The organism is Paenibacillus polysaccharolyticus, from assembly GCF_023714295.1.
Taxonomy (GTDB): domain Bacteria; phylum Bacillota; class Bacilli; order Paenibacillales; family Paenibacillaceae; genus Paenibacillus; species Paenibacillus polysaccharolyticus_A.
On record NZ_JAMAUN010000002.1, the window covers coordinates 58,257 to 82,824 of the forward strand.

The 24,568-nt window shown below is 45.0% G+C and carries 27 protein-coding genes; all 27 read right to left on the reverse strand.

The window, feature by feature from the left end; all coding sequences use genetic code 11:
• Positions 1-76 precede the first annotated feature (76 nt).
• Positions 77-3,565 carry a peptidoglycan DD-metalloendopeptidase family protein gene (locus M3629_RS09020; RefSeq protein WP_251504901.1) on the reverse strand — a complete coding sequence of 1,163 codons (3,489 nt, stop codon included), beginning with the start codon at positions 3,563-3,565 and terminating at the stop codon, positions 77-79.
• A gap of 14 nt (positions 3,566-3,579) precedes the next feature.
• Entirely contained in the window at positions 3,580-4,623 is a 1,044-nt protein-coding gene (locus M3629_RS09025) for an S-layer homology domain-containing protein (RefSeq protein WP_251504903.1), read from the reverse strand.
• 3 nt (positions 4,624-4,626) lie between these two features.
• Positions 4,627-5,247 carry an S-layer homology domain-containing protein gene (locus M3629_RS09030; protein ID WP_251504905.1) on the reverse strand — a complete coding sequence of 207 codons (621 nt, stop codon included), beginning with the start codon at positions 5,245-5,247 and terminating at the stop codon, positions 4,627-4,629.
• Positions 5,248-5,305: 58 nt separating this feature from the next.
• Positions 5,306-10,522 carry a hypothetical protein gene (locus M3629_RS09035; protein ID WP_251504907.1) on the reverse strand — a complete coding sequence of 1,739 codons (5,217 nt, stop codon included), beginning with the start codon at positions 10,520-10,522 and terminating at the stop codon, positions 5,306-5,308.
• Between the two features lie 64 nt (positions 10,523-10,586).
• Complete coding sequence (locus M3629_RS09040; RefSeq protein ID WP_251504911.1) at positions 10,587-10,955, reverse strand: hypothetical protein; 369 nt, start codon at positions 10,953-10,955, stop codon at positions 10,587-10,589.
• Positions 10,916-11,374 (reverse strand): DNA polymerase III subunit gamma/tau, encoded by a 459-nt coding sequence (locus M3629_RS09045; protein WP_251504929.1) that lies wholly within the window; start codon positions 11,372-11,374, stop codon positions 10,916-10,918. The genes M3629_RS09040 and M3629_RS09045 overlap by 40 nt, the downstream gene beginning before the upstream one ends.
• 159 nt (positions 11,375-11,533) lie before the next feature.
• Positions 11,534-12,592 (reverse strand): hypothetical protein, encoded by a 1,059-nt coding sequence (locus M3629_RS09050; protein WP_251504932.1) that lies wholly within the window; start codon positions 12,590-12,592, stop codon positions 11,534-11,536.
• Entirely contained in the window at positions 12,593-13,054 is a 462-nt protein-coding gene (locus tag M3629_RS09055; protein ID WP_251504935.1) for a hypothetical protein, read from the reverse strand.
• A 160-nt stretch (positions 13,055-13,214) separates the two neighbouring features.
• Positions 13,215-13,610 (reverse strand): hypothetical protein, encoded by a 396-nt coding sequence (locus M3629_RS09060; RefSeq protein WP_251504937.1) that lies wholly within the window; start codon positions 13,608-13,610, stop codon positions 13,215-13,217.
• 1,740 nt (positions 13,611-15,350) lie between these two features.
• On the reverse strand, positions 15,351-15,620 hold the full coding sequence (locus M3629_RS28630) for a thioredoxin family protein (RefSeq protein WP_353056738.1): 270 nt from the start codon (positions 15,618-15,620) through the stop codon (positions 15,351-15,353).
• Between the two features lie 272 nt (positions 15,621-15,892).
• Positions 15,893-16,468, reverse strand: coding sequence for a hypothetical protein (locus tag M3629_RS28635; protein ID WP_353056739.1), 576 nt, complete (start codon positions 16,466-16,468; stop codon positions 15,893-15,895).
• Between the two features lie 374 nt (positions 16,469-16,842).
• Positions 16,843-17,139, reverse strand: coding sequence for a hypothetical protein (locus tag M3629_RS09075; protein ID WP_251504945.1), 297 nt, complete (start codon positions 17,137-17,139; stop codon positions 16,843-16,845).
• 370 nt (positions 17,140-17,509) lie between these two features.
• Positions 17,510-17,833, reverse strand: a complete 324-nt coding sequence (locus M3629_RS09080) for a hypothetical protein (protein WP_251504946.1) — start codon at positions 17,831-17,833, stop codon at positions 17,510-17,512.
• A 426-nt stretch (positions 17,834-18,259) separates the two neighbouring features.
• On the reverse strand, positions 18,260-18,511 hold the full coding sequence (locus M3629_RS09085) for a hypothetical protein (protein WP_251504949.1): 252 nt from the start codon (positions 18,509-18,511) through the stop codon (positions 18,260-18,262).
• 199 nt (positions 18,512-18,710) lie between these two features.
• Positions 18,711-18,953, reverse strand: coding sequence for a hypothetical protein (locus tag M3629_RS09090; protein ID WP_251504950.1), 243 nt, complete (start codon positions 18,951-18,953; stop codon positions 18,711-18,713).
• Positions 18,950-19,243 carry a hypothetical protein gene (locus tag M3629_RS09095; protein WP_251504953.1) on the reverse strand — a complete coding sequence of 98 codons (294 nt, stop codon included), beginning with the start codon at positions 19,241-19,243 and terminating at the stop codon, positions 18,950-18,952. The genes M3629_RS09090 and M3629_RS09095 overlap by 4 nt, the downstream gene beginning before the upstream one ends.
• Positions 19,244-19,405: 162 nt before the next feature.
• Positions 19,406-19,585 (reverse strand): hypothetical protein, encoded by a 180-nt coding sequence (locus M3629_RS09100; RefSeq protein WP_251504955.1) that lies wholly within the window; start codon positions 19,583-19,585, stop codon positions 19,406-19,408.
• 76 nt (positions 19,586-19,661) lie between these two features.
• The gene (locus M3629_RS09105; RefSeq protein WP_251504956.1) at positions 19,662-20,159 is read right to left on the reverse strand and encodes a hypothetical protein; all 498 of its coding nucleotides are present in this window, start codon (positions 20,157-20,159) and stop codon (positions 19,662-19,664) included.
• A gap of 130 nt (positions 20,160-20,289) precedes the next feature.
• Positions 20,290-20,469 (reverse strand): hypothetical protein, encoded by a 180-nt coding sequence (locus M3629_RS09110; RefSeq protein ID WP_251504957.1) that lies wholly within the window; start codon positions 20,467-20,469, stop codon positions 20,290-20,292.
• 76 nt (positions 20,470-20,545) lie between these two features.
• Positions 20,546-20,875 carry a hypothetical protein gene (locus tag M3629_RS09115; protein ID WP_251504958.1) on the reverse strand — a complete coding sequence of 110 codons (330 nt, stop codon included), beginning with the start codon at positions 20,873-20,875 and terminating at the stop codon, positions 20,546-20,548.
• The gene (locus tag M3629_RS09120; RefSeq protein WP_251504959.1) at positions 20,853-21,209 is read right to left on the reverse strand and encodes a hypothetical protein; all 357 of its coding nucleotides are present in this window, start codon (positions 21,207-21,209) and stop codon (positions 20,853-20,855) included. The genes M3629_RS09115 and M3629_RS09120 overlap by 23 nt, the downstream gene beginning before the upstream one ends.
• 89 nt (positions 21,210-21,298) lie before the next feature.
• Positions 21,299-21,610, reverse strand: a complete 312-nt coding sequence (locus M3629_RS09125) for a hypothetical protein (RefSeq protein ID WP_251504961.1) — start codon at positions 21,608-21,610, stop codon at positions 21,299-21,301.
• Positions 21,607-21,825, reverse strand: coding sequence for a hypothetical protein (locus tag M3629_RS09130; RefSeq protein WP_251504963.1), 219 nt, complete (start codon positions 21,823-21,825; stop codon positions 21,607-21,609). The genes M3629_RS09125 and M3629_RS09130 overlap by 4 nt, the downstream gene beginning before the upstream one ends.
• 34 nt (positions 21,826-21,859) lie before the next feature.
• A complete protein-coding gene (locus tag M3629_RS09135; RefSeq protein WP_251504966.1) occupies positions 21,860-22,978 on the reverse strand; it encodes a hypothetical protein in 1,119 nt (372 codons plus the stop codon).
• Between the two features lie 341 nt (positions 22,979-23,319).
• A complete protein-coding gene (locus M3629_RS09140; RefSeq protein WP_251504969.1) occupies positions 23,320-23,523 on the reverse strand; it encodes a hypothetical protein in 204 nt (67 codons plus the stop codon).
• A 68-nt stretch (positions 23,524-23,591) separates the two neighbouring features.
• Positions 23,592-23,975, reverse strand: a complete 384-nt coding sequence (locus M3629_RS09145) for a hypothetical protein (protein ID WP_251504972.1) — start codon at positions 23,973-23,975, stop codon at positions 23,592-23,594.
• 101 nt (positions 23,976-24,076) lie between these two features.
• The gene (locus M3629_RS09150) at positions 24,077-24,520 is read right to left on the reverse strand and encodes a hypothetical protein (RefSeq protein WP_251504974.1); all 444 of its coding nucleotides are present in this window, start codon (positions 24,518-24,520) and stop codon (positions 24,077-24,079) included.
• Between the last annotated feature and the right edge of the window lie 48 nt (positions 24,521-24,568).

Genomic DNA, 24,568 nt, shown 5'->3' on the forward strand with positions numbered 1-24,568 from the left:
CTCACCTTCCATAGCATTATAAGAAAAAGCAGGGAACAATTAGCGCCTTAAGCGTAAGTGCTCCCTGCCTATGTGGTTATCCTACTTCTGATATAGACTGCCACGTCAACTCTAGGTAGTTGACGATGCCATCGCTGTTACCGACGATTCTGTTCCCTTTAACCAAGAAGTAATTGGCAGTGAACGTCTTGGAATCGTATACGTAGACAGAGTCCAGCAGTTCGATTAACGGATTACCTTTGACGACGACGTTCTTCGTTCTTGCCTGACGTTTGTAATCGAAGAAAATCTTATTGGCTACATCCTCCTTCAAGTCCCTCATGGAGTTTCCGTCGATCTCTTCAATCCAGTCCAACTGAGCGCCCGCCGTGCGGATATTCCCCTTGGTTGCGATAATCAGAGACTTGTCGAAGAAGTGTTCCACGATACCCGCTGTACCGGAAACCATCAAGTGATTTCTGACACGGGAGTAATCCGTAGAAGAAGTAACTTCCAGTAGATTTTCTCCGTCAATGAACTCCCACTTCATGCCTGCTACCATAGCCCAGTCTGGTGAATCGAGGAAGTCCATCTTCTCCATTCGAAACGTCCCATACCTGTCGCAGTACGCACGGTAAGGAATATCTTGGATCAGGGACTGTACGGCATCTGCAGCGTTCGTACCTATTGGGAAGGATACACTTGCCACGAACGGATTCTGCCAGCCGCCTACTTCCATAATATTTTCCTGAGTCACGGCTTCAAGTTCTCCGCTCTCCTTATTGATTTTCATGAAGGTGTTCTTCCCTTTATTCACGTCAATATAAACCGTGTCCTCAATCACGTAGTCAGGATTGCTCATATCCTCCGAATGAAACTTCCATGTGCTCATTCCTGCATGGACAACAATGTCTTCTACAATGCTTGATTTTATCCAGGAGAACGCCCCGCTATCTCCTGAATAAGCTTCTTCCGGTGGGTACTGCATAGGCTTGTAGAAGATAAACTCCTCAAGCATGTCGTACCTGTCTACGCAGCTAAACGAGACGGTCTTATCTTCGGAGTTCTCCGTAATTTCGCCTTTAATCATTCCAGTGAATACACGGACAACTTCTTCCCCGTATCCCGCATAGATCCTGATTGGTGTGTACTCGCTTATAACATGCCGCAGTTCCCCTTCTTCGTAATAACTCAACGGAGACTTATCAGTCTTAAATGAGTCAGGGAACTCTGGTCTACGCTCCCAAGATGGAGAATAAATACCGGAAGAGTTGTCCAGCGTTAGCCGTGCGGTGCTGATCGTCGCATCGAGGTGTGTGTTGATTTCCCAACTCATGACGTCCTTGTCGATGGAGTACATATCCTCATATACGAAGTCCCCAACTTCGTACCACTTCTCGTCATACGTGTCACCGATCGCAGTAGCTAGTTGCTCAATGGCGTAGTCGTTGGAAGCGTACTTCACACTGTCGAGATACATCGTTCCATCCGTCACTGCGAACAGGATTCTGCTTTGGTACGGATAGTCGAATGCAGCCCCACGGATTCCAGTGTTGACCCAGACATCATTCATCTTCACATACACGTCGATATCCGTTTGGTCGTGGCAGACTACGGTGTACTCGATAAAATCAGAAGTCGTATTTAGCTTATACGTGCCGCCACCAGAAGTATAAATTTGGTCATCCTTGATGTTCAGAAGAAAACCCTTCTTTCCATCACTTATAACTAACTTACCGCTGGTACCTGCAGCTGTCTTCAGGCTAAAATTAATCGTAAACGGAAACTTCTTGATTTTACCCAGCCGCTCGATCCCAGCTTCCCCTCCGCTGGTCGAGATTGCCTGATAATCTCCCTTGTCCTTCTGTACAACTGTGCTGTACGGAGTCCACTTGTTGGCACTATTCATTCCATCTTCAAAGTCCCACATTGCCTTCGACTCAACGGTCTCTACATCGAACTCTTTCGCTCTGAGCCACAAAATACCGAACTTTCCTCTCGATGCTTTCGAAGAATTGGCAAAAGTGAATTTCACCACGTTATGTCCTTTGGGCATCGGGATGGAAGGTGGGTATGCCACTCCGTTTTTAGCGCTAACCCCGTTGATACGAACTACTTCGTAATCATTCACTGTGACGATCATCGTATCATCCAGTTCAAGGTCAGAGAAGTATGCCCAGCCAAGGTTTCCTGCCTTAAACCAATCATGCTCGAAAACCAGCGTCTTGGCCTGACCTGCCCCGCCCGTTCCGTTAAATCCGAGAACGTTCATCGGAGTCTTGTCATCAACAACGGTCATCTGCACTGCACCGTTTGTCTCTGTGTACTTCTTCACGTCAAGTGTGGTCTTCTTAGTTGTGAAATCCTTGAAGTAAGTTTGTTTAGTGGTTGTCCTGTTGTATTGGTACGTGACGATTTCCTTGTCGATGCTGGCATCTCCCGCCGAGTCTGCCGATCTTGGTTTACCATCGCCCCAGGACTTGACTCTTACAACAACGGGCTGTCTTCCAAACTTGAGGGCATTCGCCTTCGTATCATAAAGAATGTCAATCCGGTTGCCTTTGATATCCCCGCCCGTGTCATCCGCAAGATACTCTCCCCAACTCGTTCCATTGACAATCAGTTCAACTGTACTCTTCAAAGGAATAAGAGAGGGATCTACCGCGATGATCTTCCAGTTCCGCCATGTTTTTACGTTAGTTCCGCCCTTTGTAATTCCAATACAGCCGGGGCAGTCTGATACATATGCCGTTGCTTCCATATTGTATTCCACGTAGGAGGTCGAGTCTGCCATTACCTCTGAAGCGTCCATTAGAACAGACGCATCCTGAATGTTCCTTCGGTCAATTTTCTTGCTTGCTGTCTGGATGGTTTTCTTGCCCCGCAAGTATGGTTCGGGATTCTGTGGTACGTCGTTAAATCGCACTTCAAAGTGTAAGTGTGTTCCGTCACCGCCACCACTGGAGATGGAGCGTCCGGTATTGCCTCCAAGACCTACAAGACCACCCGCGTTAACCTTATCCCCCACACTGACACTGATTTTGTTTAAGTGCGCATATCTTGTCTGCCATCCGTTTCCATGATTGACGTAGACGACTTTACCGTATCCTCTTAAGGTACTGGCGGTGACTACTGTACCTGCCCACACAGCGTATACAGAATCGTTCATCGCAAGGTCAAGGTCAATCCCTTTATGTCTCTTACGGGAACAGCGGGGGTCTGTCTCGAACCAGTCGGTGATATACATCCCGTTGATGGTACGCTTGCCATTCTCTTTCCCGTGCATCGTTGAACTTGTTTTTATTGGCATGGAGAAGTCTGCGTTTCTCAGATCGGTGCTGGTATCAACCAGCGTACCGTCAACGTAGTTCGTAATCTTCTCCGCTTTGTCGATGGACAGCATATCATTCACTGCACTGTCTACCACGTACTGGACTGCATCGTATTTTCTACGAAAGCCCCGCACATATGATGTTTTGTCTAACTCTACGATTACCTTCGGCTCGTTCCCTAGCGCGTTCACACGCTCCATGATTCCTTGTAGCAACTGCCTTGAAGGGTAATTAACGTTAGATACATAAGCCACTTTAGCCACCTACCTTATCTATATTTCTCTGTAATCCACTCGATCAATCTGTTGAGAAAGGTTACGGCTTCCGCTCTTGTAATACATGCTTCCGGTTCGAACTTACCATCCTCATAAAGTGGGAACACATAACATCCGTCATGAAATTTTTCATCTAACAAGGTCAGTACATCGTTCGAGTACCATTTGGAAAGGATAACATCCTTATCCACAATCGGCCTTAGCGGCGTATCATTGTATGTGAATGCACGGTCGGTGTAACGATTATGCAGATTCTCGTAAATACGGCTCATGAGTGCGAAGAAGTCTCCGCGACGAATACGAACGTCTCCGAAAAATCGGTCGTTGTACGTCACTCGCCCTGATTCCACGACGACTGTTTCACTTGTACGTCTACTAACCTTTTTAATTTCGGCGTTATACCCTATGACAGCAGGGAAGCCATTGTACATGTATGGCAAGTAAACTTCACCTTTATGAATGACAAACACGTCACGCTGAAATCCGATCGCGTTCCGGATAACCACGCCCGCATCACTTCCTGCGCCAACGGTGACGAGAAGTCTCTTCAGCTTCACGCCAAGGACTGTACAAGACTCCGGTTGATTGCTGTAGCTAAAATGGTATGTAGAAGCATACTTCAGGGTAGCGTGTGGCATTCGGTAGTCACCTGATGCGCTGTAAGGGGTATTGACACACCCGATATCTTTCCGGTCAGGGATGCCATAAGCAATGACCACAACTTCAATGCCCGCCGACAGCGGGTTGGTCATGGTCACTTTTCCGTTCTCTACCTTCTCAGGAAGAACCTCCACCCCGTTCACGATCACGAACACCGGATTGTTTACGTGGTATTTGTAATCGGGTACAAGAAACTCTTGCTGTCCGCTTACGGTTACGAACCGCTTGACCATTCGTTCGTACCCCTCTTTGAACACGTTGTACGTCATGCCACTTAAAACCTCTACGTCACCCGTCAAATCCGTTCTCAAACGGGTAATCTCAAGTGTATCCCGGTAATACCAATCCAGCGGATCTACGTCAATCCATCTTTTCATTTCTTAGTACCCCCTCAGCAACTTGTCTACGTGTCGATATGTCCGCATAAGGAACGTAATGGATTCTGCTCTTGTAGCCGCTTCGTCCGGACGGAAGTAAACAACAGACTCCCCGTCTGCTTCCCAATTCGTTGCGATAAGTCCAAGCTGCTGCATATTGTCGATATATTTGTTTGCCCAATGATTTTCGATATCAATGAACTCTGTCATGTACTTGTACTCAAAATCTTGCTTGCGGACCAGAGTCATGCCGATGGTTACGATGTACTTCGTTTCCATCTCAGCGGTTTTAATATCGGGTTCTCCGGTCACGATGCCGATGTAAACTGTCCCCTTCTCGTCGTAATACTTATGTTGAGAGCCAATGAACTGAAGCCAGTCGGCATATTCCTTCTTAGAATAAAACAGCATGGTTAGGGTAGCGTTATAATGAGACGTTCCGTTCTGCACAAGTCCTGCTGAAGATGCCAAGGTCTGGTTTACATGGGTCTTCAGGTAAGGCGCCGGCGGTTTGTACTCCGTAATCAGCTTTGCCTTGACCTGGTTGAACTGTACTCCATTGTCGTAAAACAGTTTCTTCTTATATACCGAATCCTCTGACAAGAGGTCATTTTGTTGTGTCATGCTCATACCTCCTTATAAAATAACTCCCCATCTCATTATAAGACGGGGAGTGGTTTCGCTAACTTCTATAGTTGCTAGGATTCATAGCCTGTTGGCTACGAAGGTTTCCTACCCGACCGACAGACAATCCTTGTCCAATGGATTGTCCGACTTGTTGCAACTGGCGGTTTGTCATACCGTTGGTGATGTTAGGAAGCGTGATGTTGACGGTGACATCCCCTGTACCGATGGTTGTCGTGTTGTGAGTGTTGCCACGGGTAAGGTACTCGTAGCGGCTCATAGCACTTACTCCATTAGGCATGTTAAACGTTCCCGCTGTGGATTTCATTTCATCCAGGATACCCAACTGAGTCTGTAAAGATTGCTTTTGCAAGTCTCGGATTTCGGCGTTAATCTTAGTCGTTTCGTCCGCTCCCGCCGAAGGAAGTTTAGCTCTCAGATCGGCAATGACTTGATTGATTTCAGATACCTCTTGCTTGGCATTGGCAATCCGCTTGTTACGCAGGATGGGCGAGGAGTCGTCAGGGTTTCCAGTCCGTAACTTGAGTTCCAGCAACTCATTCTCACGGTCAGAACTGTTGTCCTGAATCTTAGCTCTGCCAATTCCGATGGAAGCAAGATTGTACTCCTTAATGCGCGCTTGCTCATTGGCGATTGTATTCCGAAGCTGTAAAACCTGCATGGCTTGGTCATCGGTGAGATCTCCGCTGGCTTGGATGGCTTGTAGATTCGCCAACTCATTTTTCATCTGAGATAGCTTACTCAGTGTAATTTTCTTCATGATGTCCAAGTATTCTTGAGACTGAGTGTCCATGTCGTACGCCGCCGCCAGTTCCTTGGCTTGAGCAATAAGGTCAATGCGGGACAAACTGTTGTTAACCTTACGAACCTGACTTTGATACGTTTCTTGTTTTGAGTTCAACTCTTCCGGCATAATAACAGCGTTTCCTTCGGATTCCACTTTATCTCTTGTCGAAACAAGTTTATCGTAAGCCGCTTTAGCATCGGTGTACTCTTGTGACCCAGGGGCAGCGTTGTCCATGACCGCCTTGGCGTTGGCAATATACTTGTCAATGATAGCCAGTTCTTCATTTAATACTTGTCGCATGGATTCAGTCTGCTTCTTACGAAGTGCAATGTACTCGTCGGAATCAGTCTTCATTCCACCCATGAGCGCACGAAGCGTGTCAATTTGGCTGGTGTCTTTAATCTCATTGATTCGGTCAGAAACACGGCTTAGAACAGAGCCAGAGTCGATGGAAGAGAACTGGGCTGCACCTTTCTTGTATTTGTCGTCATATTCCTTCTCCGCATTCTCTTGGAGTCTCTTGTCCTCTGCCTCTTTAAGCTTTGTTGCTTCGTACTGCTTGTTAATGGCTTTCTGTCGCATCTTTTCTGTTTCTGCAGCACGTCCAGACTTTGCATTAAACTCAGCAACGGCTTCCTCTACTGTCTGTCCGCCGCTGCTTTCCCGTTGTTTGAGCCATTTTGAAAAGTCTTCACGACTTCCTGAAAAATTGAAATAATTCTTCATCTCGTCCATCATCTCTTCGCCTTCATATAAGCCGAAGTTGGATGGAGTTCCATTGAATGCGGATGATATCTGGTTCATTGCGGAGTAGTAAAGCCCTGTAATATCATTCAGATCCCGACTCCAACCGCCTTCAGCCTGCGCGGTAATCTTGTTAGACAAGCCTTTCAGGTCGTTGTCACGGTCGTCAGCCTGAGCAAGTAACCTTTCGTCCTCTGTTGACATGTAAGACTCTGTCAATCCTTTAGCCGCTTGAGCGAGACCGATTGCCCCTGCAATCTCCAGCGCCATCTTAGCGAAACCTCCCGCCAGATTCTTAACAGAAACCAGAGCTCCCTTGCTCAAATCAGGAATATCCTTCAAAAACTGCTTGAACCCATTTTTGAGGGACGCCGTAGAAGACATTGAGGAGTTCATGCCTCGTACAGCATTGGACAGATCTCCGAAGGCAGGGGATGCTTGCCGAGCAGAAGCAGCGGCTTCCCGCTGGGTTTTCTGGTAATCATCCATCGCAGCACTCAGCTTTTGGATATCGTCAATCGGGGGTAAGCCGTTTCGCTGTCTGTCCACCAAATGGTCTTCAAATCCCTGGAAGTCTCCTTGCGACATTTGGGACATCCTATCGGTCAATTTAGAGTAGTTGTTATCGCTTGCTCTATGTGTATTAAACACTCCTTGATTAGCGGTGCTGCTGTTCAGGGTGGTCAAGAGGCTAGGGGTAATGACCGAAGCCAGTTCAGCTCGGGTACTTAGGCGATTGTGATACTGCTTCGTTCGGTCGAATTTTTCACTATTAGTTAAATCCTCCACTTTCTGCCAATTTTTAGATTCATCCATCGTACTAAATAGAGTCTGCAAGTCTTTGACCTCTATATCATTAGACTTCAGGTAGCTCTTAAAATGGTCGCTTTGCTCTTTCGTCATCCCGTTTAGTTCACGTAGATAACCATCTAGCAACGGGTCTTTCTGCATCTCACCTACCTGCTTACGCGTCATGTTCTTGATAGAATTATCAACACCATGCATTCCCGATACGTTCTCCAGGAATGCAGTACGTGCAGACTCTCTCTGAAAGTTTGGTCTAAAGGCGGCATCAACCTTCCCAGCTCCCCACTTGATCCCCTTAAGCAACATCATCCCAAGCAATACGTTAGATAATACGTCTCCTAAGGTGACGAACAATTGGGCATTTTTCGCCACGTTTTCTGCCATGTTCATAAGTGCGTAGGACACTTTATTAATGGTAGGTGTCATCTCCTGAACAAGAGCATCGAAAGCAATGGTTATGCCTTGTCCCGCCCGTTTAGTGTTGACGAGTGGGTTGTCTACAGATGACTTAACCATGTTCTCATATTTAGATTTATCAAAGTTTCCACTAACTTCCATGGTCTTAACAAACGTGTTCATAATTTCGTGCATTGTAGCCGCACCTTTGGAGGATTGGTACGTCCCGAACAAAGCATCGTTGGTATTGCGGACGGTAGAGCTGTCTGCACCGGACAACTTCTCGGCGATGGACTTAAATAATTCCTCCGCTGGAACAAGAATTTTCGCTCCGGTGTCATCAACTTTTGCTAGACCCAGTTCCTGCAATTTTTTCATAGCTTCAGGAGATTGAAGTCTGCTGGCTACTTCTGCACTGTCGTCGCCGTAGTATGAATCAACCTTTGATTTATCCATCTTATTCAGTGCATTAGGAGACTGTAATCTGTTCAGAATGGAGTCGTAGAAGTTACTGACATTCGCGCCTTCAAGTGATTTTGCTTGGAGGGTCGTACCCGCCATAACGATTGCCGTTTCAGGGTCAACTTTGGAATTTGAACTTTTCAGCGCATCGATAATTTGCTCAATACTTGCTTTTGTCACGTCGGATACAACCGCCAAAGGTTGTGCGATTCTACCCTCCAGATCAGCCACCTCAAGTCCAAACTGAGCCTTCGTTGACGCAAGACCATTAGCGATATTGACAGGATTACTTCCAGGGGCTAGTGCATTTAACTGTGCAGTTACACGGACAAACTCCTTCATCTCTACAGGGTCATCGAGCAAACCAGAAGCCATACCGCCTACTTGATAAAGCTTTTTATAATCTGTTCCGTAAAACATAGACTGCTGTCTGATAAAGTTTTGCAGATCGCTGACCGTACTCTCCACGCCAGCCATGTTCGTCCTTTCAAGCGGGTTGCCGTCTTTGTCTTGGTTGTATTGGTCCTTCTGCTTCAAGTTCTGCATCATGTTAAGCTTTTCGGGCTGAATATTCTTAAATGCTTCGACCGATTTAGACATCGCCATCATTAGAACATTATCGAAGGCTCCCGAAATTCTTTGACGCATGATGTTGATGATTGCCCCTTGTACAGCTTCGGCGTTAACCGCTCCCGACCCACTATCCTTTTCACTACTACCGCTTCCTTTGGATGCAGTTCCTCCACCGTCGTTGAGACTGTCAGAGGAAGACGAACCAGAGCGAGGAGTAGAAAGGCCAAGTCCTCCTGCATTCCGAATCTGGGTATCCCTGTTAAGTCCACCTGGTCCGGATTGAACCTTATTAATCTCTTGCATGATCGACTGCATCTGAACGTCAAATTGCTCACGGATTTTGTTAACTAATGCATTGTTGATGCGGTTAATCTGATTCACAAGATGATTCTTCAACTTAGGCTCAGGGGTGATTTCCACATCTTGTATGGCCTTTGTTAATTGCTCAATCTCTTCCTGAACATTGTTGCTCATTTTCTTGTCAAGAGCCTTCGCCACTCGTTCAAGTTGAGCCTTCAATCCAGCGCCACGAATAGAGCCTAAATCAACTGTGCCGAGCGCTTCCAGCTTGTCCACCGTAGTGTCCAGTTCCTGAGCAAGAATCTTCTTGACCTTTTTGCTCAGGTCGCCTAATGGAATCTGCATCTTGCCCGCCATTGCAGTATTAATACCAGCAACGGTTTTGTTGACATATTCATTCAGGCTTTGTTCGATTTCGTTAGGGATTCTCTTTACCTTGTCCGCAACTTCCATTCCGCTCATGTCAGGAATTTCAACATCCAGCGCTTTCAACAATTTTTCCTTAGCTTCCTTGATTACCTTGTTCAGATCTGCCTTGGAAATTTTCATGTCACCGGCATCAGCTACGTCAGGGCTCTGAAGCATATTCACAATCTTTTGTTTGATTTTATTGACGAAAGCCATAACCGTTTCCTTGCCAATCGTAATCTGTAAACTATCAAGAGTTTCCGATGTAACCTGATTGGATTTTTGCTTCTGAATCGTACTGACAAGATTTCGAATTTGTAGTTTGATGACCTTGGCTACTTCTTTATTAATCTCGTTAAAGCCATCTTTACCGATAGAAAGCTCCTGTCCGCTAGCGTAGTTAGGGGCGATTTCAATGTGCATGTTACGAACGTACGTCCGCAACTCTTCGTTGATTTCATTTTCTACTTTGCCCAAGATACCTTGAAGAGTCCCAGGTTTAACGCTGAGCCCAGCCGAACCTAACTGTTCAAGAACAATCCCGTTCCCTGCGATGAGATTGTTGAGTTCATTTGTCAACGACTGACGGAGATTGCTTCCAGACTCACGTGATACCTGCGATTGCAAACCGGACAGAGATGAACGCACCGCCTCAATCCGCTGCTCCAATCTACCAAAACGAGAATCGAGAGTTTCCATCTCCTGCCCATATCGAGTCATGTGATCTATGGATTTCTGCAACTCTAAAATGACGTCCGTTTGGATTTTGTTGTTCATTGTCTCACCACCCTCATAAAATAAAACTCCTGCCCCTCCCTAGAAGGAAGCAGAGCAGGAGGATTTATAATAGCTGTGCAAGGAAATTCATATCTTCCGCATCGGCTACTTTATAACCATTCATGTATTTACCGTCAGTTGTTACTTCCTCTTCACTGGTTAAATCCCCAGCAGGAACGCTTCCTCCGAACAGACCGCCAAGCGACATGGTAGAAACCTTGATTGTAAACTGAATGTGTTCGTTGCATTGTTCCAAGTAGTAACCTAACTGAGGTAAGGTTAACTGCCACACATCATGCTTTTTCAAGTGGCAGTAGTGGGCCAGTTTGAAGAAGATGTTAGCCCAATCGACAGGCGGCTGACTGTCATAGTCTTCTTCCTCTTCCTGAGTGGTTACATGGACTTTTTTAGCCCATTGAGACCAATCATGCAATCGATAATCTGTTTAGCCGTCTCCAAATCAACGTACTCGCCAAGATGCTCGACCGTCATGTGTTTGTAATATGGCTTAAATGCCACCAGGAGTACCTCAAGCAACTCTTCAAATCTATCTTCCTCATCTTCAGGGATAAGGTTAGCGATAATTACACCGGAATCAATCGTATTGAGTCTCTTCATCAACTTTCGAGCGTCAAGCAACCCTAGTGGTGGGATGTAATACGTCTTGCCGTCACGTAGACGAACTTGTTCATCTGTCTCAAAGAATACTTTTTCACGAATGTCAGCTTCGTCTTGGGTCAGTGGCTTCTTCTCTTCTTCAGCCGTTCCCTTTGGAGTCTGATCTTCTACTTGACTGGCCACTTCTTCAGCAATGCCTCCAGCTTTTGGAATAACTAAATCTCGTTCACTCATTCAAATAGCCCCCTTAATATTTCTCCCCCAAGAAAAGTGAATCGAATTGACTACAGGGCGGGGGAAGTCCCTGCAATCAACTCATAGAACATTCTAAGTAAGTCGTCCTAGACTCTAACATCAGAGATGTAAAAAGACTCCCCGAAGGGAGTCTAGTGATTAGCAATTTTCCGCAGATACAGAACCAGATTCGTAACGCTTGATAGAACCAAGCTTACCATCCGGACGTTCAGGGTCGATTACAGTCAGCGTTACGCTATGCGTGGATGCTTGTTGACGTTGTGCATCGAGAGTGAAGTTGGACTTCACACGGCATTGGAACAACTCGGTTTGATAACCTTGGATTGTGCCGTCCTTCTGCTCAAACTGACCATCGTGAACTACGTGTACTGTCAACGGCATGTCTTTGGTTGTGATATCGAGGATATCCACAACTTCGTTCCGCTTGTAGTTGACGTAAATGTTTACGTCTTTGAGAGCGGAGTTGAACTTCAGAATGCCGCCACTTACTACGTACTGGTCTTCCGTAGGAGCAGAGTTAGTCGTTTTCTTAAGCAATTTGTTACCTTGCAGAGTACGAACAGAAATCTGAGGGTCAACGTTCAGGGATGCTCCGTACACAAGATCAACAGTAAAGTCTGAGCCACTCTGTTTAACGGTGTGCTTTTCCTCCAGCACCCACACGAAGCCGTCAGGGTCTGGTGTGATTCCAGCCAGTGCGACAGCGTAAACGATGACAACCGTTTTACCTGCAAGCGCCATATCGAATACGACATCCTGACCACTAACCGTAACGTCTGTACTCAGGTCAGCGCCGCCCACAGCACCCTCGAAAGACTTAGGTGTTGGAGAAGCAAGAGCAACTTGAGTAAGTTTCGCTTGATACGGAGAAGAAGAAGGGACTACAAAGGTCTCCGTGACCATGCTGTACGCAGAACCAGAAACACCTTCACGGAGTTTCGAGCCAGTAGCCAAACGTACAAGGTTCAGATCGAACTTAGCGGATTCCGCTGTGATATCAATTGTCTTCTTACGAAGCAACGTATCCAGTGCTACGCTAGAGTCACCGCCCTCAATGTCCTGCATGTCCAGCTGAATATCCAGACGCATGTTGTTCAATGTACCGATTGTAACGAGGTCGTCACAATTCGGGATTTTCGCCATAAACTTACCCGCGCCCTTAATCAACATTTTTTTGTTCTTAGTAACCTTACTCATTCAGAAAACCTCCTTATATTTATCTATCCCAATGGTGAAGCATATTTGGGTGAAATACTTGTAGGTGTTCTCCAGGTCGATGTCGTCTTCAGCACTTGTGACATACTCACCTTTGAACACACTTCCTTTCGGCATCCAAAAGTATTGATCGTCGAAAATTTGGCAAATTCGGTCAGCGATGTTCACTGCCAGTTCCACGTCATCCTGTGTATAGATATCGAAGTCAACGATGAATCTATACTCTTGGTAATTTTCGCCTCTTGCGCCGGGATTTTTGTAGAACGTAATCAAGGGCAAGTTGTGCTGAACTAAGTCCTTCGGTTTCTTCCTCTTCTGAATCTTCGTTTCCAAATCTTCCAGATAAGTGTCTACCGTCAGCCCTAGCATGGCAAAAATTTCAGGATCTTGACGAAGCGTGGAATGAATATAGGCGTAAACATCAGAGACGCTGATCGTTCCCATATCATCACATCCTCTTATGAATGCTTCATATACCAATATAAGTTGAGATAGGTATATTTTTAACCGCCCTGCGTACTGCGTTGTCCACCATCGAAATGGAATTATTAAGGCTAGATGCGAACAGTAAGATGAGACAATATCTACTTAAACAATTGTTTTTTTACTTGATTTCAATAATAGATGCCACAGGCTCGCTACCCGAAGTCATAAATAGCTTCCGCGCCTTGAACGCCTTTTGCTCCTTGAAAAGCAAACGTTGATCCTCATTGCCCACTCGCAGATTCGGCTCGTCACTGACATAGATATCCCCGAAGCCCAAGTTCTCGACAATTAAGGTGCTATCTTCTTCTTGGGCGTTATATACGAACTGACCGGTGATAGAAAGCTGCTGGGTAAACTCTGCAACCACATCGCCTTCCAATCCATCTAGACTAACCGTCTCAATATTACCTTTATGCAACTCAGCTACTACTTTGGGCTTGGCTTTTTTTTTCGCGGCTGCAAGTGCTTTAGGGGCTGTAGCAGCCTTCTTCCGTTTGTTTGTTGTTTCTGCCAATGTTAAAATGCTCCTCTCATTGCGATATGTCTTAATTCAAAGCAAGTAAACTATCTTTGTCACAATTCATTATAGGTAGGTGGAGTCTCGCTTTAACCGAAAGGTTTCAAAAATCAAACAGCGTGACCCGCAGGGTAACGCCAAGCTTTGTCCTCGTTTCACTCCGCGAGTGATTTCACTACCCCTTGCCTATATTTTATTAATTTATATATCTTTACTCTTAATCTTTTATATCTCTTTATACGGTGTAAAATTTACAATACAGAAACTCAAACATATGCTTTTTTACGCCTCATAGGGATCTGTATGGTAAACTCTACACTTCAGACCTGAATGGTAAACCGTACACTTCAGACATAACATAATGTACGTATCTGGTAGTGAGATTCTAGATACTGTATACAAAGTAACCACCAAATTGAGAGGTATTTACTGGAGACTGAACTATTCGAGAGAGGATTGAATGCTTCGGCTATCACCACATATCTTGCGGTGACCAAGCTTCTTAGTGATGGTAGGACGGAGTTCCCGTTGCAAGATGAACTCTGTAAAGCGGACTAAATGGAGGGAAAACCATTGTTGTATCGTTACAGTCTTTGGAGAATTGCGGACTACTGGTCTACGTTTATGCCAAAAGAAACAGAGCCACGGCGTAAGTTGCCTGTGGCTTTGTGTTTAGTTTTGGATCCCGACAGAAGACATTATCTCTGGAAAATCAGGTCCTATTTTCATCACGATAACCCTTTTTTCTTCATACACGGTCTGCAGCCAGTGAGTGTTTTGGGTAGAACTTGCATCCGCTGGTTAGAATCATCTAACTCTTCAGGCAAGACCAAGTAGCCGTATCGGTTCATAATTTTCCCCGTAATTTTACCGATACAATGTAGACAAAGCAGAGGTTCTCCTTGAAGCCCTTCGGCAACAAAGTTCTCTCTTGCTTTATCTGTGACGTACCTGAACTCGCACTTCATGCACTTGATTAGCAAATCCACTTCTCGTCAATCCCTTTGTTCGACTCTTCTCGAACCAAACTATTGTACGGGTCAATAGCGATTCTCCTGATTGGCTGCTTACTAAGTTTCTTGTGTCTATGCCCAGAGTATAGAACGTGCGAATCCGATTTCGAAAGGCGTTTCAGGGCACTCTCACCGTTCAGTAGAATACGAAAGCTATGTCTATCAGACTCGGCGAAGTCAATCGCTCTATCAAGTTTCAGGTATACCATGGTTACCCTCCTAGTCCAAGTAATTTTCTCCGTATCTCCGCTTTCTTCTTATCTTGAGAGCAAGGCCGGCACTCGTAAATTCCCATGTACCTATCCACTAACTCTTGATAAGGAACATTCAAGGTATCTGATAGACAGTGGATACATTTCATGTTTTCCGTCTCATAGATCGTGGCTAGCGCCTTTGCATTCTGCGTAATAAACCTTCCGCAACCGCATTTCAATATGACCACCTCATGTACCAATATAGGTAGGTCTATATGCACTTGAACCTTTTTAAGTACTAGACCCGGAATGTGGAGAAGTTTGGAGTTCTTGCCACCTTGGAAGCGAACGATCACAGGATTAAGCCCCAGCCATTCTGAGTATAAGAAAAAAGTCTTGAGTATCAAGACTTTTAATACAAGCTTTTTAAGTTCAATCTACATTTAGGTGATTTTATTACCTTACTTCTTATTTGGTATGGATATTGATCTGGATGATCGCTATGACTCATCTAAGACAAACATGTATTATTACCCTAAGTAAGATTTAATGTATCCTTCTAATTGATCTAGCCAAACGTCGATTGACTTTTTTGCTAAAGCACTGCTGAAACGCCCTAGCTCTCGATCTCCGTGTTTTACAATCACTGTCGGGATGAACTTTACTTCCGTGTGAATGGAAGAATCATACTCAATCTTAGAGATGCTAACGTGCTGTCGTTCCTGAGCAATCTTGTCGAGAGTCTTCTGGAAGCGGCGGCAGTGACCGCAGTCGTTACTGTAATAAAGAGTCAGGTTCATTGGTCACCGTAAACATTCGGGAACTTATAGTACTTTCCGATAGTTACTGTCCATTTACCGAAGTACAAGCACACGTAAATATCTCTCTTCCCCATGCGATCGTTAGTGTTGAAGTTTGCTCCTAAAAGGAAGGCTTGGTTGTCATTGACCTCAATGTTCCAGCCGTGATAGTCACGTTCTCTCATATTTGCCCCTTTTTCAAAATATCTATTATTAGTTGTTATCTGCCGTATTGATGTTATCCACGAATAGTCATGAACATTTGAGAGGGATTAAACATCTTGTTGGATGGCTTTCTGACGGATATAATAGAGAACCCTTGTCGAGTAAGTGGCGGTATCGTAACCACACACCTCAAGCAGTTCCGTGATATCTTCGATACAGAGGTTCTTATTGCGCTCCTTGGTTTCCTGAGCAATAACGGATATTTCCCGTTCATACTTGGAAGAAGTCTTGGTTTTCTCTTCTTTTATGTAAGATTTACGGCTCTCGATCTTACTTCTAATCCGAGCCAAGGTACGGTTAATCGTCATCGGGTAAACGTTAAGATGTTCCGCAATCTGTGTGTTGTTGCTAGCATCCTTCAAGACTAAACACATGACCTTCTTCTCGAAATCCGTGAACATGGGGTCTTCTAGTAGTTGTTTTACATAGAGACGATTGGTAACTTCCTCTTCAATACTTCTCTCGTCGTTGTTGGCGAATTCGAAGTTATCGATGCCGTCGTAATGCTCAAGTTCATCACTGAACATCGCAATCTCTCGATAACGTTCGACCGTCACTTTAAGCAGTTTGGACATTTCATTCTCGTCCGGGCGATACCCAAGAGATTCCTCAATTTCGGCCATCCTCTTAATGAGGTCAACTGCACCGCGACTTAACCGAACAGACTGAGAATCACTATAAAGAAGCTGATTGATCTCCCAAAGGATCGGACGCACGACAAAGGTTGTAAACTTGATGCCCCTATCGAAGTCAAAGTCTCGAATAGATGTGAGTATGCCGATACATGCGTGTTGGTATAGTTCGTCTTCGGTGATACGAAACTTTATTACAAGTTCCTCGACACTCCCTTTAAAGTGCTTGATGATAGAGAAGATAAAGTCTCTATTGGCTTTCAAGAAATCGCCCATGAGTTCTCTATCTTCTTTACACGCTTTCAGGAGTTCTATATTGTGCATATCCTTCAGGTTGTCTTGCCTAAGTTGCAGGTAAAGGGGACTTAGCACTGTTGCTTCACCTCGAACTTTGTGACTTCTCGTACAATTTTCAAGAAGTTCACTGCTTTAGCTTCTGCTGTAACCACAACAGCCTGCGCGTTGACTTTGAAGATTTTCTTGAAATCGCCCCACTTCAATTTCTGTCTTTGAGGTGCCGTGAATCCGTTTCTCTCCAGAAACGTTTTGCACACAACGTCATCCCAAGTCTCGTTTTTTTTGTGGTTGCCTGTAGCTATGGCGTCTGTTACCTCAATAGCCAATTCGTTATAGGCTATATCGGGGATATTAACAACGCTCATGTAATCATCTCCTTCCGGTATTAACCGGGTTATTTGCTTCATACTCTAGTAGTCGCGCTATGTATGGCATGAGATGCGGAGAAAAAGAAAAGACCCCTTTCGGGATCATTCTACTTCAACGGAAAGGTTTTCTTTCCGAACTCGAGTCGTTTTTTGGCAGGCTCAGACGGTTTGATGAGAATTGCACGATAGGTTCAATGATCATCGGCTCTCCGGTCTGAGGATTCTTGACATGCTTTGCCTCATAGTCTTTGGGTCAAGTAACATATCTTCTGTAAATACCTCTTGATTGTCACCAGAGCTTCCTTTCCTATAATAATGTCGTGTTTATCGTAAAAATAAGAAGCGAATAAAAGAAAAAGGCAGGCGATTAGCCCGCCTTAACCATCCTTTGGTAAATCTCTTTACACCAATCATAGTCTCGCATCCATAATGCAATATCCATAAGGACGTACAGACCGATGTCGTCCAGGCTATCCATATCCCACATCATAGACTTAAGGTTTAATAGAGCGTGTGCCCGTGTCCCTAGCTTTGCTCTTACTCTGATATGGCTCTCGCTCAGTATGACCTCACTGCCATAAAGATTGACAGTGACCTTGTTCAGGGAGGCGGCGACAACTCGGCCAATAAGACCGTTCTGCGGGTGTGCTTCACTGGTAACTTCTATGAAATCATCCACTTCAGGGCGCATAGACATACCTCCTTTACTTCTTAACGTAGCCCTTGACTTTTACCAGATATTACGTTCACGATCTGCCAGGATATCTAAGAAGTCTTTAACGATTGAATGGTTGACTACATCTTGCCCAAGGTTGTAGTTGCTCTGTAGTACGTCCAGCAGGATCTTAGCCTGTCTCTCCAAAATATCAAGAGCGGCGGCTACGGTAGAAGTATCCTCCTCGTCTAGCTCTTGCAGGTAGAGAACTGAAGGCTCAACTCCGTGTTGAACCTGTTTCTCGACTTCAGGAGACCTATCATACCTACTTGGAACAGGTCTTCTTAATCAGCACCGGAAGAGTGTTTAAACCCATTAAGTAAAGGTACGTTCCGCTGACATAGGCTGTGTACAAGGTCTTGATGAGCAGTCACGAACTCGTGGTCCGTCATGTTACTTACGTTAGTTGTCATTAGACAACGTTCCCTCCGCTTCAAGGATTTCCAAGAGGGTCTCGTAGGAAGGCAGGTTAATTACGGTCTCTTCAATCCAATGCTGGAACATATCAAACTTATCTTCAGAGACCAATTTTTGTTCAGTGATGGAACTCAGGAAGATACGCTTCCCGTTCGCCTGGAAGTGAATCTCTCTGGTGTGTTTCTCGGGAACTTCTTTAAGTAACAAACCTGCGGCTATTCTGTGGTCCATGTTCATGTGTATCACTCCTTCTTTACTCTCAGTAGTAGAGTTATGTAGGGAGAAAGGTGCGAAAGAAAAAAGAGACCCGAAGGTCTCCAATTTGTTACAAGTCATCCCATTCGCTAAAAGAGGATGGGCGAATTCGAGGTACTACGCCGAAGCTTCTTTTAAAAGGTGGCGATAACCTAAGCTAACTCAGAATGAGATATAACCTTTAAGTTAGGTCTAAACAGGCAAAACAGGAGTTGGCTTTCACCCTGATAGCGTCGATGTTTTCGTTCAATTCGATGTCCGAATTGTACAGGTTTCCGTAGCTTTCTTTTAGGGCATCCAGTTCCGCAGAGATAAGGCACTTGCCTTCTCCTTCAAGCACATTGGTGTAATCCAATCCCATATCAGAAACAGCCCTCCTATTGTTCTGAAGGATTCCATAAACGTCTCTGAACTTCATTTTCATCGTCTTGTCCTCCTAATTGTGCTGAGACGGTTGGTATAGTCTGCCGAGAAGCAGTCCTGAAGACAGTGCTTGTTACCTTCCATTAGATCCTGAAGCCCAGATGTGGAAGAAACGTCAGCGTGCATAATACGTTCTAGTAATGCTTCAAGCTGATTCTTGTTCCTTCGAATTACGTCTACCGTGGCGGGGGATACATGCCGCATAGCTTGCTCCATATTCTTGATAGCACTCTCAATCTTCTCTACTTGCTCTGCTACAACTCCTAGAGTGTAAACATAAGTTCTTGGCATTTTATCCCTCCTAGTAATGTGCGGATTCGTATAATTCTCTCATAAGACACTGCCTTCATAGTAGATTGCTTTGTTGTAAATGATGCAGACGAATAGTGGGTCAACATAACACTCTGTGTTTGTCGTTTTATGTACGTTGTAAGGTGCGGTGCACGCATAGACCTAGACCTTCGAGCGACGAATCATCTTTTTTGCTTGTTTCTCAGCGGCACGGCGGGTGGATCGGTTATAAGCCATAAATGGAATAGACTTGTCCAACTCCCCTGCTTTAATCAAAGAAGCTACGTCAGATAGCGAAAATGGGCTGCTTCCCGGAATCATTGCGTTTTCGTGTTTGTCCATCGTCAATTTTACCTTCTTTCGTTACTTCTAGCAGTTGTATGGTCTGAACCCCCTCAATTAAGAGGTGCACTGTAACCTAGATCGTAGGAGCAAACTTAAAGATTTGGCAAATACAGTCAGGGACATTGCATTCGTTAGCGTTAGTGTTCCGTTCGCGAAGGATTTCTTGGTGCTCATAGTATCCCTGAGTTACGATCGTGATGATACGATCTCCATCGTGCATACGAATGATGGCTGAATCTCCTGCTCCAATGAAGTGGAAATTACCCGCTTCCAGTTTTTCCTGTTTGGCAGAAATTAGACCATCCTGTATCTCTCCGTAGGTAAGTTTTCCTACATTCCCAAAATAATCAAAATCCTGCGGAAATGAAGGGACTGCAAACGCTCCATCTGACTCAAGCGTTTGTTCAGCTAAAGTGCTTTCTAATTCCTTGATACGTTTCGACAAGTTTTTATTTAACTTGACCGTCTCGTCATAGCGCGCGGCTTTCTGAATGATAATAAGAAAGTTACTTCCCTCCAAACCAGGCACTACAGGGAAACCAAAAGGATTAATGGAAATATGCTTTGTCATTGTTGTTACCTCCGTAGTTTGTTTTGTTGTCTTTTATAGTGGTCGCTCGATACAAGTCGGTAGTTGCGATTGATCGTTAACTTCGTCGTGCTCCGTGCCTTCAGTATGATTACCGATATTGCTAACTACTCTATTTAGCCTCCACAGGTACAAGTCTTGTTCCAATGTCAATGTAGTCGGCTTGATTCATCTCAGCGAGAAGTTCAAGCTTCTCATGGGTAGGTTCTATGTCCAGTACCATGACTATGTTACGTGCCGATGAAGCGTGGAATCCGATGGTTACCACTACCTTGCGTTCAAACTTACGCATTTGCAACACCTCCCATTTCGTAGTTCTAGCAATATGTTCACACTAATTAATGATTGGAGATCTGATGCTTTCACTTTCATTGATGATTGTTATTGGTAGGCTCGGCTGCTTCCTCTTTGACCTCTTCCGCTTTTAATGTCCAGTACGTCACTTTGGTAAAGGGAACACCGGATACCTCGCCCGAAAGGTTTTCTACGGCGAATACCTCACCTTCCTTATGATACTTGCGGAATATTTTCTTGTATTCATCCTGTACATCCTTAGCCGCCTTGAGGATGATTTCCACAGGTTTGTCTACGCCACCTTCGACAATCTTACCTTTAAGCTTAGGGTCAATCTCGAACCAATCGATCGTCTTAACTTCTCCGTTGTCAAGGTGAAATTCAGCTGTTATCTGAACCTTCATGATTACTGGCACCCTCTTCGTCTGTATAATGGTAGTCTTTAAAGTCTTTAATATGAATCTCAATGCTCTCCATCCATTCACCTTGCTCATTAAGCATCTGTTCGATCTCCATAAGTTTTTGAAGGTTGTACTTGCTGACTGGAGGAACAATCGATTCCTCACCCTCGTCGTATCGCACCCACCACCTGCGGACAGTCTCGATTGTAAACGTTTGATTGATGAAGTTTCCGCAGTGACTGCACCACAGCACCAACGCCTTATCACATTCCATCTCTTCAGGTGTAAAAGAAGAACGTGCCCCACAGTGGGGGCACTTATTTAAGAATCCTATCAATAATGTCACCTCTCTATAATGGTCAGTGTAGGATTAATGGGAGTTTACGAAGTCCTTTCTTCAGGTCTTCAAAACTAGATTTAAACCTTTTACTTATTTGCGCTCTCCTCTGCGACACTGCGGGAAGGTTTAATGAATGAAGTCAGCAATACAATCCCTGCGAAGATTTGTGGCAAAGCGGAAGCGGAAATTGCTGTGTTGAAAATCGTACTCAGCGTACCAGCCACGAATGAACCGGCAATGAGTTTTAACCCGAATCCAATTACCCAACCTATCAAGAGAGCAAATAAAGGTTTAAGTAGCAGAGTAATAATAATAATTGCTGCCGCTCCTGCAACCCCGACTGCTCCCACTGCACCAATTCCCAAACCTGCCAATAACGCTCCGACTACTTTTTTCATTGTAAAATCTCTCCCTTAAAGTATTTGAAGTAGTCATGCTTATCACTTAACGGTTCGTACTTGATTCCGTTGTCGGCGGGATACGGCTTAGTATGTATAACTTTTAAATCCTGAATTTCTTTAGGTATTCCATTAGGGAAAGCCGCACAGGTCATGTTCTCCCGTTCGTCCCTATTAAAGTGCTTGCAAAAAATGCAAGGAACTGTAATGTCCATTACAAAAATCTCCTCTCCATTGCCGCCAAATCCATTACCATCCCTCACATTTGAATCCACCATACTGCTCATACCACTCCCATATCTTCGCATCAATGGGTACTCCGGTTATCTTCGCGGTGAACGTTTCAGGCATCAACTCAATGGGAAACCATTTGGTCGCATAGTTGCAAAGATGGTTCGCAATATAGGTCGACTCCGCATTAGTGAGAATTGTCTTCGCTCCATAGTTGTCAGGGTCGAGGGCAGAGTACGTATAGAACTGTTGTGCTCCAATATTGTGATAATGAAGCCAGTGCCCAATCTCATGAATGACCGTCCTCAGTTTATTAGGAGAAGACTTCTGACCGGTATCGTATTCCATTTGAGCGATAACATCAGCGTTAGCATAGTCATACGTCTTACTTACGACAACCTTTCCAGAGGAAGGGTCGAAGAAGCCATTCGCACCATTACCGTTCTCAATCTTAATTGTTAGCTTATGCTTCTGAATCATCTCAGCAAAGCCGCCGCAAGTATTCAGAAGTAACGCCAACGCTTCTGTCACATAGTTAGCTGCATCGATCTTCTTAGCGAAGTTTACTGACACTCCCAAGTTACTTGCCCACTTCTCAGCTTCAACAACGGAAGTAAACGGTTGCCATGCAACAGGAAGCTGTATACCGCTTGCCGGAGCGTCCGGTGGTTGTTGGTCTTCGGCGGGCTCTTCGGGCGGATCCGGGTAGTTACCTAAGTCAGTTGTTCCCGTGAGTACAAGGTTAACGTCAGGCTCAGTAAGGAAGTGGAACATCAACTCCAGATTTTTTCCGTCTCCGTGTGGTGTGTGGTACTCGAACAGGAACTCCTGCCCTGCCGCCACCGGATGCGCCACTTGAAAGTACAAGCCTTCTTCGTAGTTCTTGCAATGGATGTTCTTGGCAAGAACCTTTCCGCCCACAGTTAAATTCCAGTAGTCTTCGGCGGTGTTCATGTTCGTTCGGATGGATACCGCATAGAATTCGAGATTATGAGACATTGTAAAGGTATCCTTGATAACCCTATTCCCGTTCGCTTTGGCAGGAATCGTGATTGCCTTGCCCACAAAGTGAGGATGAGGTTTCGTAGGGTAGTAGGGTGGATCTAACCTCCCACCGACAGCGTAACGATTTAACATTGCTGACCTCCCTCAGTCTTGAATTCAAGTATCTCTGTATTCTCCCTTAGGCGGAACACACAGGTTACTTCGAGGTCGTTGAACTCTTCCAGAAAAGCATCTTGGATTTTACGGAAGTTTTCCAATTTAATCCGATGAACACTTAAAACTTTGGGTATCACTTCATCTACTCCCATCTATCGGAGAAGTTTGTATGACCAACTATGGAGGTAGAAACTACCTTCTCTTTCCTATGGCTGGCTTGTTTCTTTGATTTTCTATAAGTAGAGCTTTCTTTTTCTGTCGGTAAACCACTTCACTCTTTTCTTCTTTAGCAATGGTTAATCACTCATAGGTTCCTCCTAGTGTAAAATAGTTGGTTCTCCGTTCATCTGATGAACTTGATTCATGATTTGCATCATCTCTTGTGCGAAGGTTATAATCATTGCCGCAGCTACATCAGAATCGGCTTCCTCTTGCCGACCGCCATTCTTAGCGATGTTCCTTGCCGTGTGAGCAACCTTACCTGCGATGATTTCTGCATATTGTTCTGTTGTCATCTTCATAGCTTGCCGCCCCTTTCTCTATAGTGGTCGCTACATAGTCTCATATAGTTGCAAATTAAATCCGATTTTCATACGCTGAATGTCCCCGCTTTACGTCCAACCTGAAGTTTGTTAGATTGCAGGATGTAAAGGAGTTGATCAGTGGTCACAGAACCACCAAACTTAACTTCAATCTCACGAGTCAAGACATCTTGTGCGCGGTCAGGTCTCGGCAGGATTTCAGTAGGTTCTTCGACCAAAGTATAGCTGTAAATACCGTCACCCAAGTTGTCAACACGAATCTTGTAGCCTTGCTTGTACAGTTCTTGGAGACGCGCGGCCCACCGCTGGCTGATTTCATACAGTTCATAGTTGGCCAATCCCTTAGAACCTGCGTCACGAAGTGCGGTCAGCACCATCACTCGTTGAGAAGTACGCTTCTGCGTATTAGGGTTGAATTTTACTGTTGTCATGTGTCCCAAGCTCCATTTCGGTTGTTTTGCCTTACACTCACAGTAGTCAAGCTATCTGCCGATAAAGATGCGGAAAATAAAAAAGACCCTGCTAGGGTCTTTTAGGTCTTCATGACTTGTATTCTTGAGATTAATTCAGTCGGCCCTAGTGTAGGTTCACGTTCAGAGACCCAAACGGGCGGCTGGACTTGGTACGGCTCGTCTCCTATAAAGGCAGTAGCGCCAGTACCGGACACGGCCATTGTTACGTTTCCCCCCTTATCTACTGCTTCAATGACAAGTACCGTTCTTGGGTTATCGTCGTGGATGCCTCCCACCCTGGCGTACACAGGGCATCCCGCCGCTGTTAATCTACTTGCGATATGTTGAACCAGTTCGGAAGTTGCATGCGAATGGCTAGTCGTATACTCCCCTTCGTTTAATGTGATGGGATAATCCGTTCCGTTGACAGTTACGACGATGTTGTCATTAGCTCCGGTTTTAATCTCTGTGTCTTGGGCAAGAGGAACGTTTCCCCACACCCTAATTCCTGAAACTGCTGCCATATTATCGCTCCTTTCAGACTTGTTATCTACAATATAGGGTACTTATCT

Excerpts from the sequence above, each read along its gene's own strand:
- M3629_RS09025 (WP_251504903.1), bottom strand. The coding sequence starts at position 4,623 with ATGAAAAGATGGATTGACGTAGATCCGCTGGATTGGTATTACCGGGAT.
- M3629_RS09030 (WP_251504905.1), bottom strand. The coding sequence starts at position 5,247 with ATGACACAACAAAATGACCTCTTGTCAGAGGATTCGGTATATAAGAAG.
- M3629_RS09035 (WP_251504907.1), bottom strand. The coding sequence starts at position 10,522 with ATGAACAACAAAATCCAAACGGACGTCATTTTAGAGTTGCAGAAATCC.
- M3629_RS09045 (WP_251504929.1), bottom strand. The coding sequence starts at position 11,374 with ATGAGTGAACGAGATTTAGTTATTCCAAAAGCTGGAGGCATTGCTGAA.
- M3629_RS09050 (WP_251504932.1), bottom strand. The coding sequence starts at position 12,592 with ATGAGTAAGGTTACTAAGAACAAAAAAATGTTGATTAAGGGCGCGGGT.
- M3629_RS09055 (WP_251504935.1), bottom strand. The coding sequence starts at position 13,054 with ATGGGAACGATCAGCGTCTCTGATGTTTACGCCTATATTCATTCCACG.
- M3629_RS28630 (WP_353056738.1), bottom strand. The coding sequence starts at position 15,620 with ATGAACCTGACTCTTTATTACAGTAACGACTGCGGTCACTGCCGCCGC.
- M3629_RS28635 (WP_353056739.1), bottom strand. The coding sequence starts at position 16,468 with ATGGCCGAAATTGAGGAATCTCTTGGGTATCGCCCGGACGAGAATGAA.
- M3629_RS09075 (WP_251504945.1), bottom strand. The coding sequence starts at position 17,139 with ATGAGCGTTGTTAATATCCCCGATATAGCCTATAACGAATTGGCTATT.
- M3629_RS09080 (WP_251504946.1), bottom strand. The coding sequence starts at position 17,833 with ATGCGCCCTGAAGTGGATGATTTCATAGAAGTTACCAGTGAAGCACAC.
- M3629_RS09085 (WP_251504949.1), bottom strand. The coding sequence starts at position 18,511 with ATGAACATGGACCACAGAATAGCCGCAGGTTTGTTACTTAAAGAAGTT.
- M3629_RS09090 (WP_251504950.1), bottom strand. The coding sequence starts at position 18,953 with ATGAAAATGAAGTTCAGAGACGTTTATGGAATCCTTCAGAACAATAGG.
- M3629_RS09095 (WP_251504953.1), bottom strand. The coding sequence starts at position 19,243 with ATGCCAAGAACTTATGTTTACACTCTAGGAGTTGTAGCAGAGCAAGTA.
- M3629_RS09100 (WP_251504955.1), bottom strand. The coding sequence starts at position 19,585 with ATGGACAAACACGAAAACGCAATGATTCCGGGAAGCAGCCCATTTTCG.
- M3629_RS09105 (WP_251504956.1), bottom strand. The coding sequence starts at position 20,159 with ATGACAAAGCATATTTCCATTAATCCTTTTGGTTTCCCTGTAGTGCCT.
- M3629_RS09110 (WP_251504957.1), bottom strand. The coding sequence starts at position 20,469 with ATGCGTAAGTTTGAACGCAAGGTAGTGGTAACCATCGGATTCCACGCT.
- M3629_RS09115 (WP_251504958.1), bottom strand. The coding sequence starts at position 20,875 with ATGAAGGTTCAGATAACAGCTGAATTTCACCTTGACAACGGAGAAGTT.
- M3629_RS09125 (WP_251504961.1), bottom strand. The coding sequence starts at position 21,610 with ATGAAAAAAGTAGTCGGAGCGTTATTGGCAGGTTTGGGAATTGGTGCA.
- M3629_RS09130 (WP_251504963.1), bottom strand. The coding sequence starts at position 21,825 with ATGGACATTACAGTTCCTTGCATTTTTTGCAAGCACTTTAATAGGGAC.
- M3629_RS09135 (WP_251504966.1), bottom strand. The coding sequence starts at position 22,978 with ATGTTAAATCGTTACGCTGTCGGTGGGAGGTTAGATCCACCCTACTAC.
- M3629_RS09140 (WP_251504969.1), bottom strand. The coding sequence starts at position 23,523 with ATGAAGATGACAACAGAACAATATGCAGAAATCATCGCAGGTAAGGTT.
- M3629_RS09145 (WP_251504972.1), bottom strand. The coding sequence starts at position 23,975 with ATGACAACAGTAAAATTCAACCCTAATACGCAGAAGCGTACTTCTCAA.
- M3629_RS09150 (WP_251504974.1), bottom strand. The coding sequence starts at position 24,520 with ATGGCAGCAGTTTCAGGAATTAGGGTGTGGGGAAACGTTCCTCTTGCC.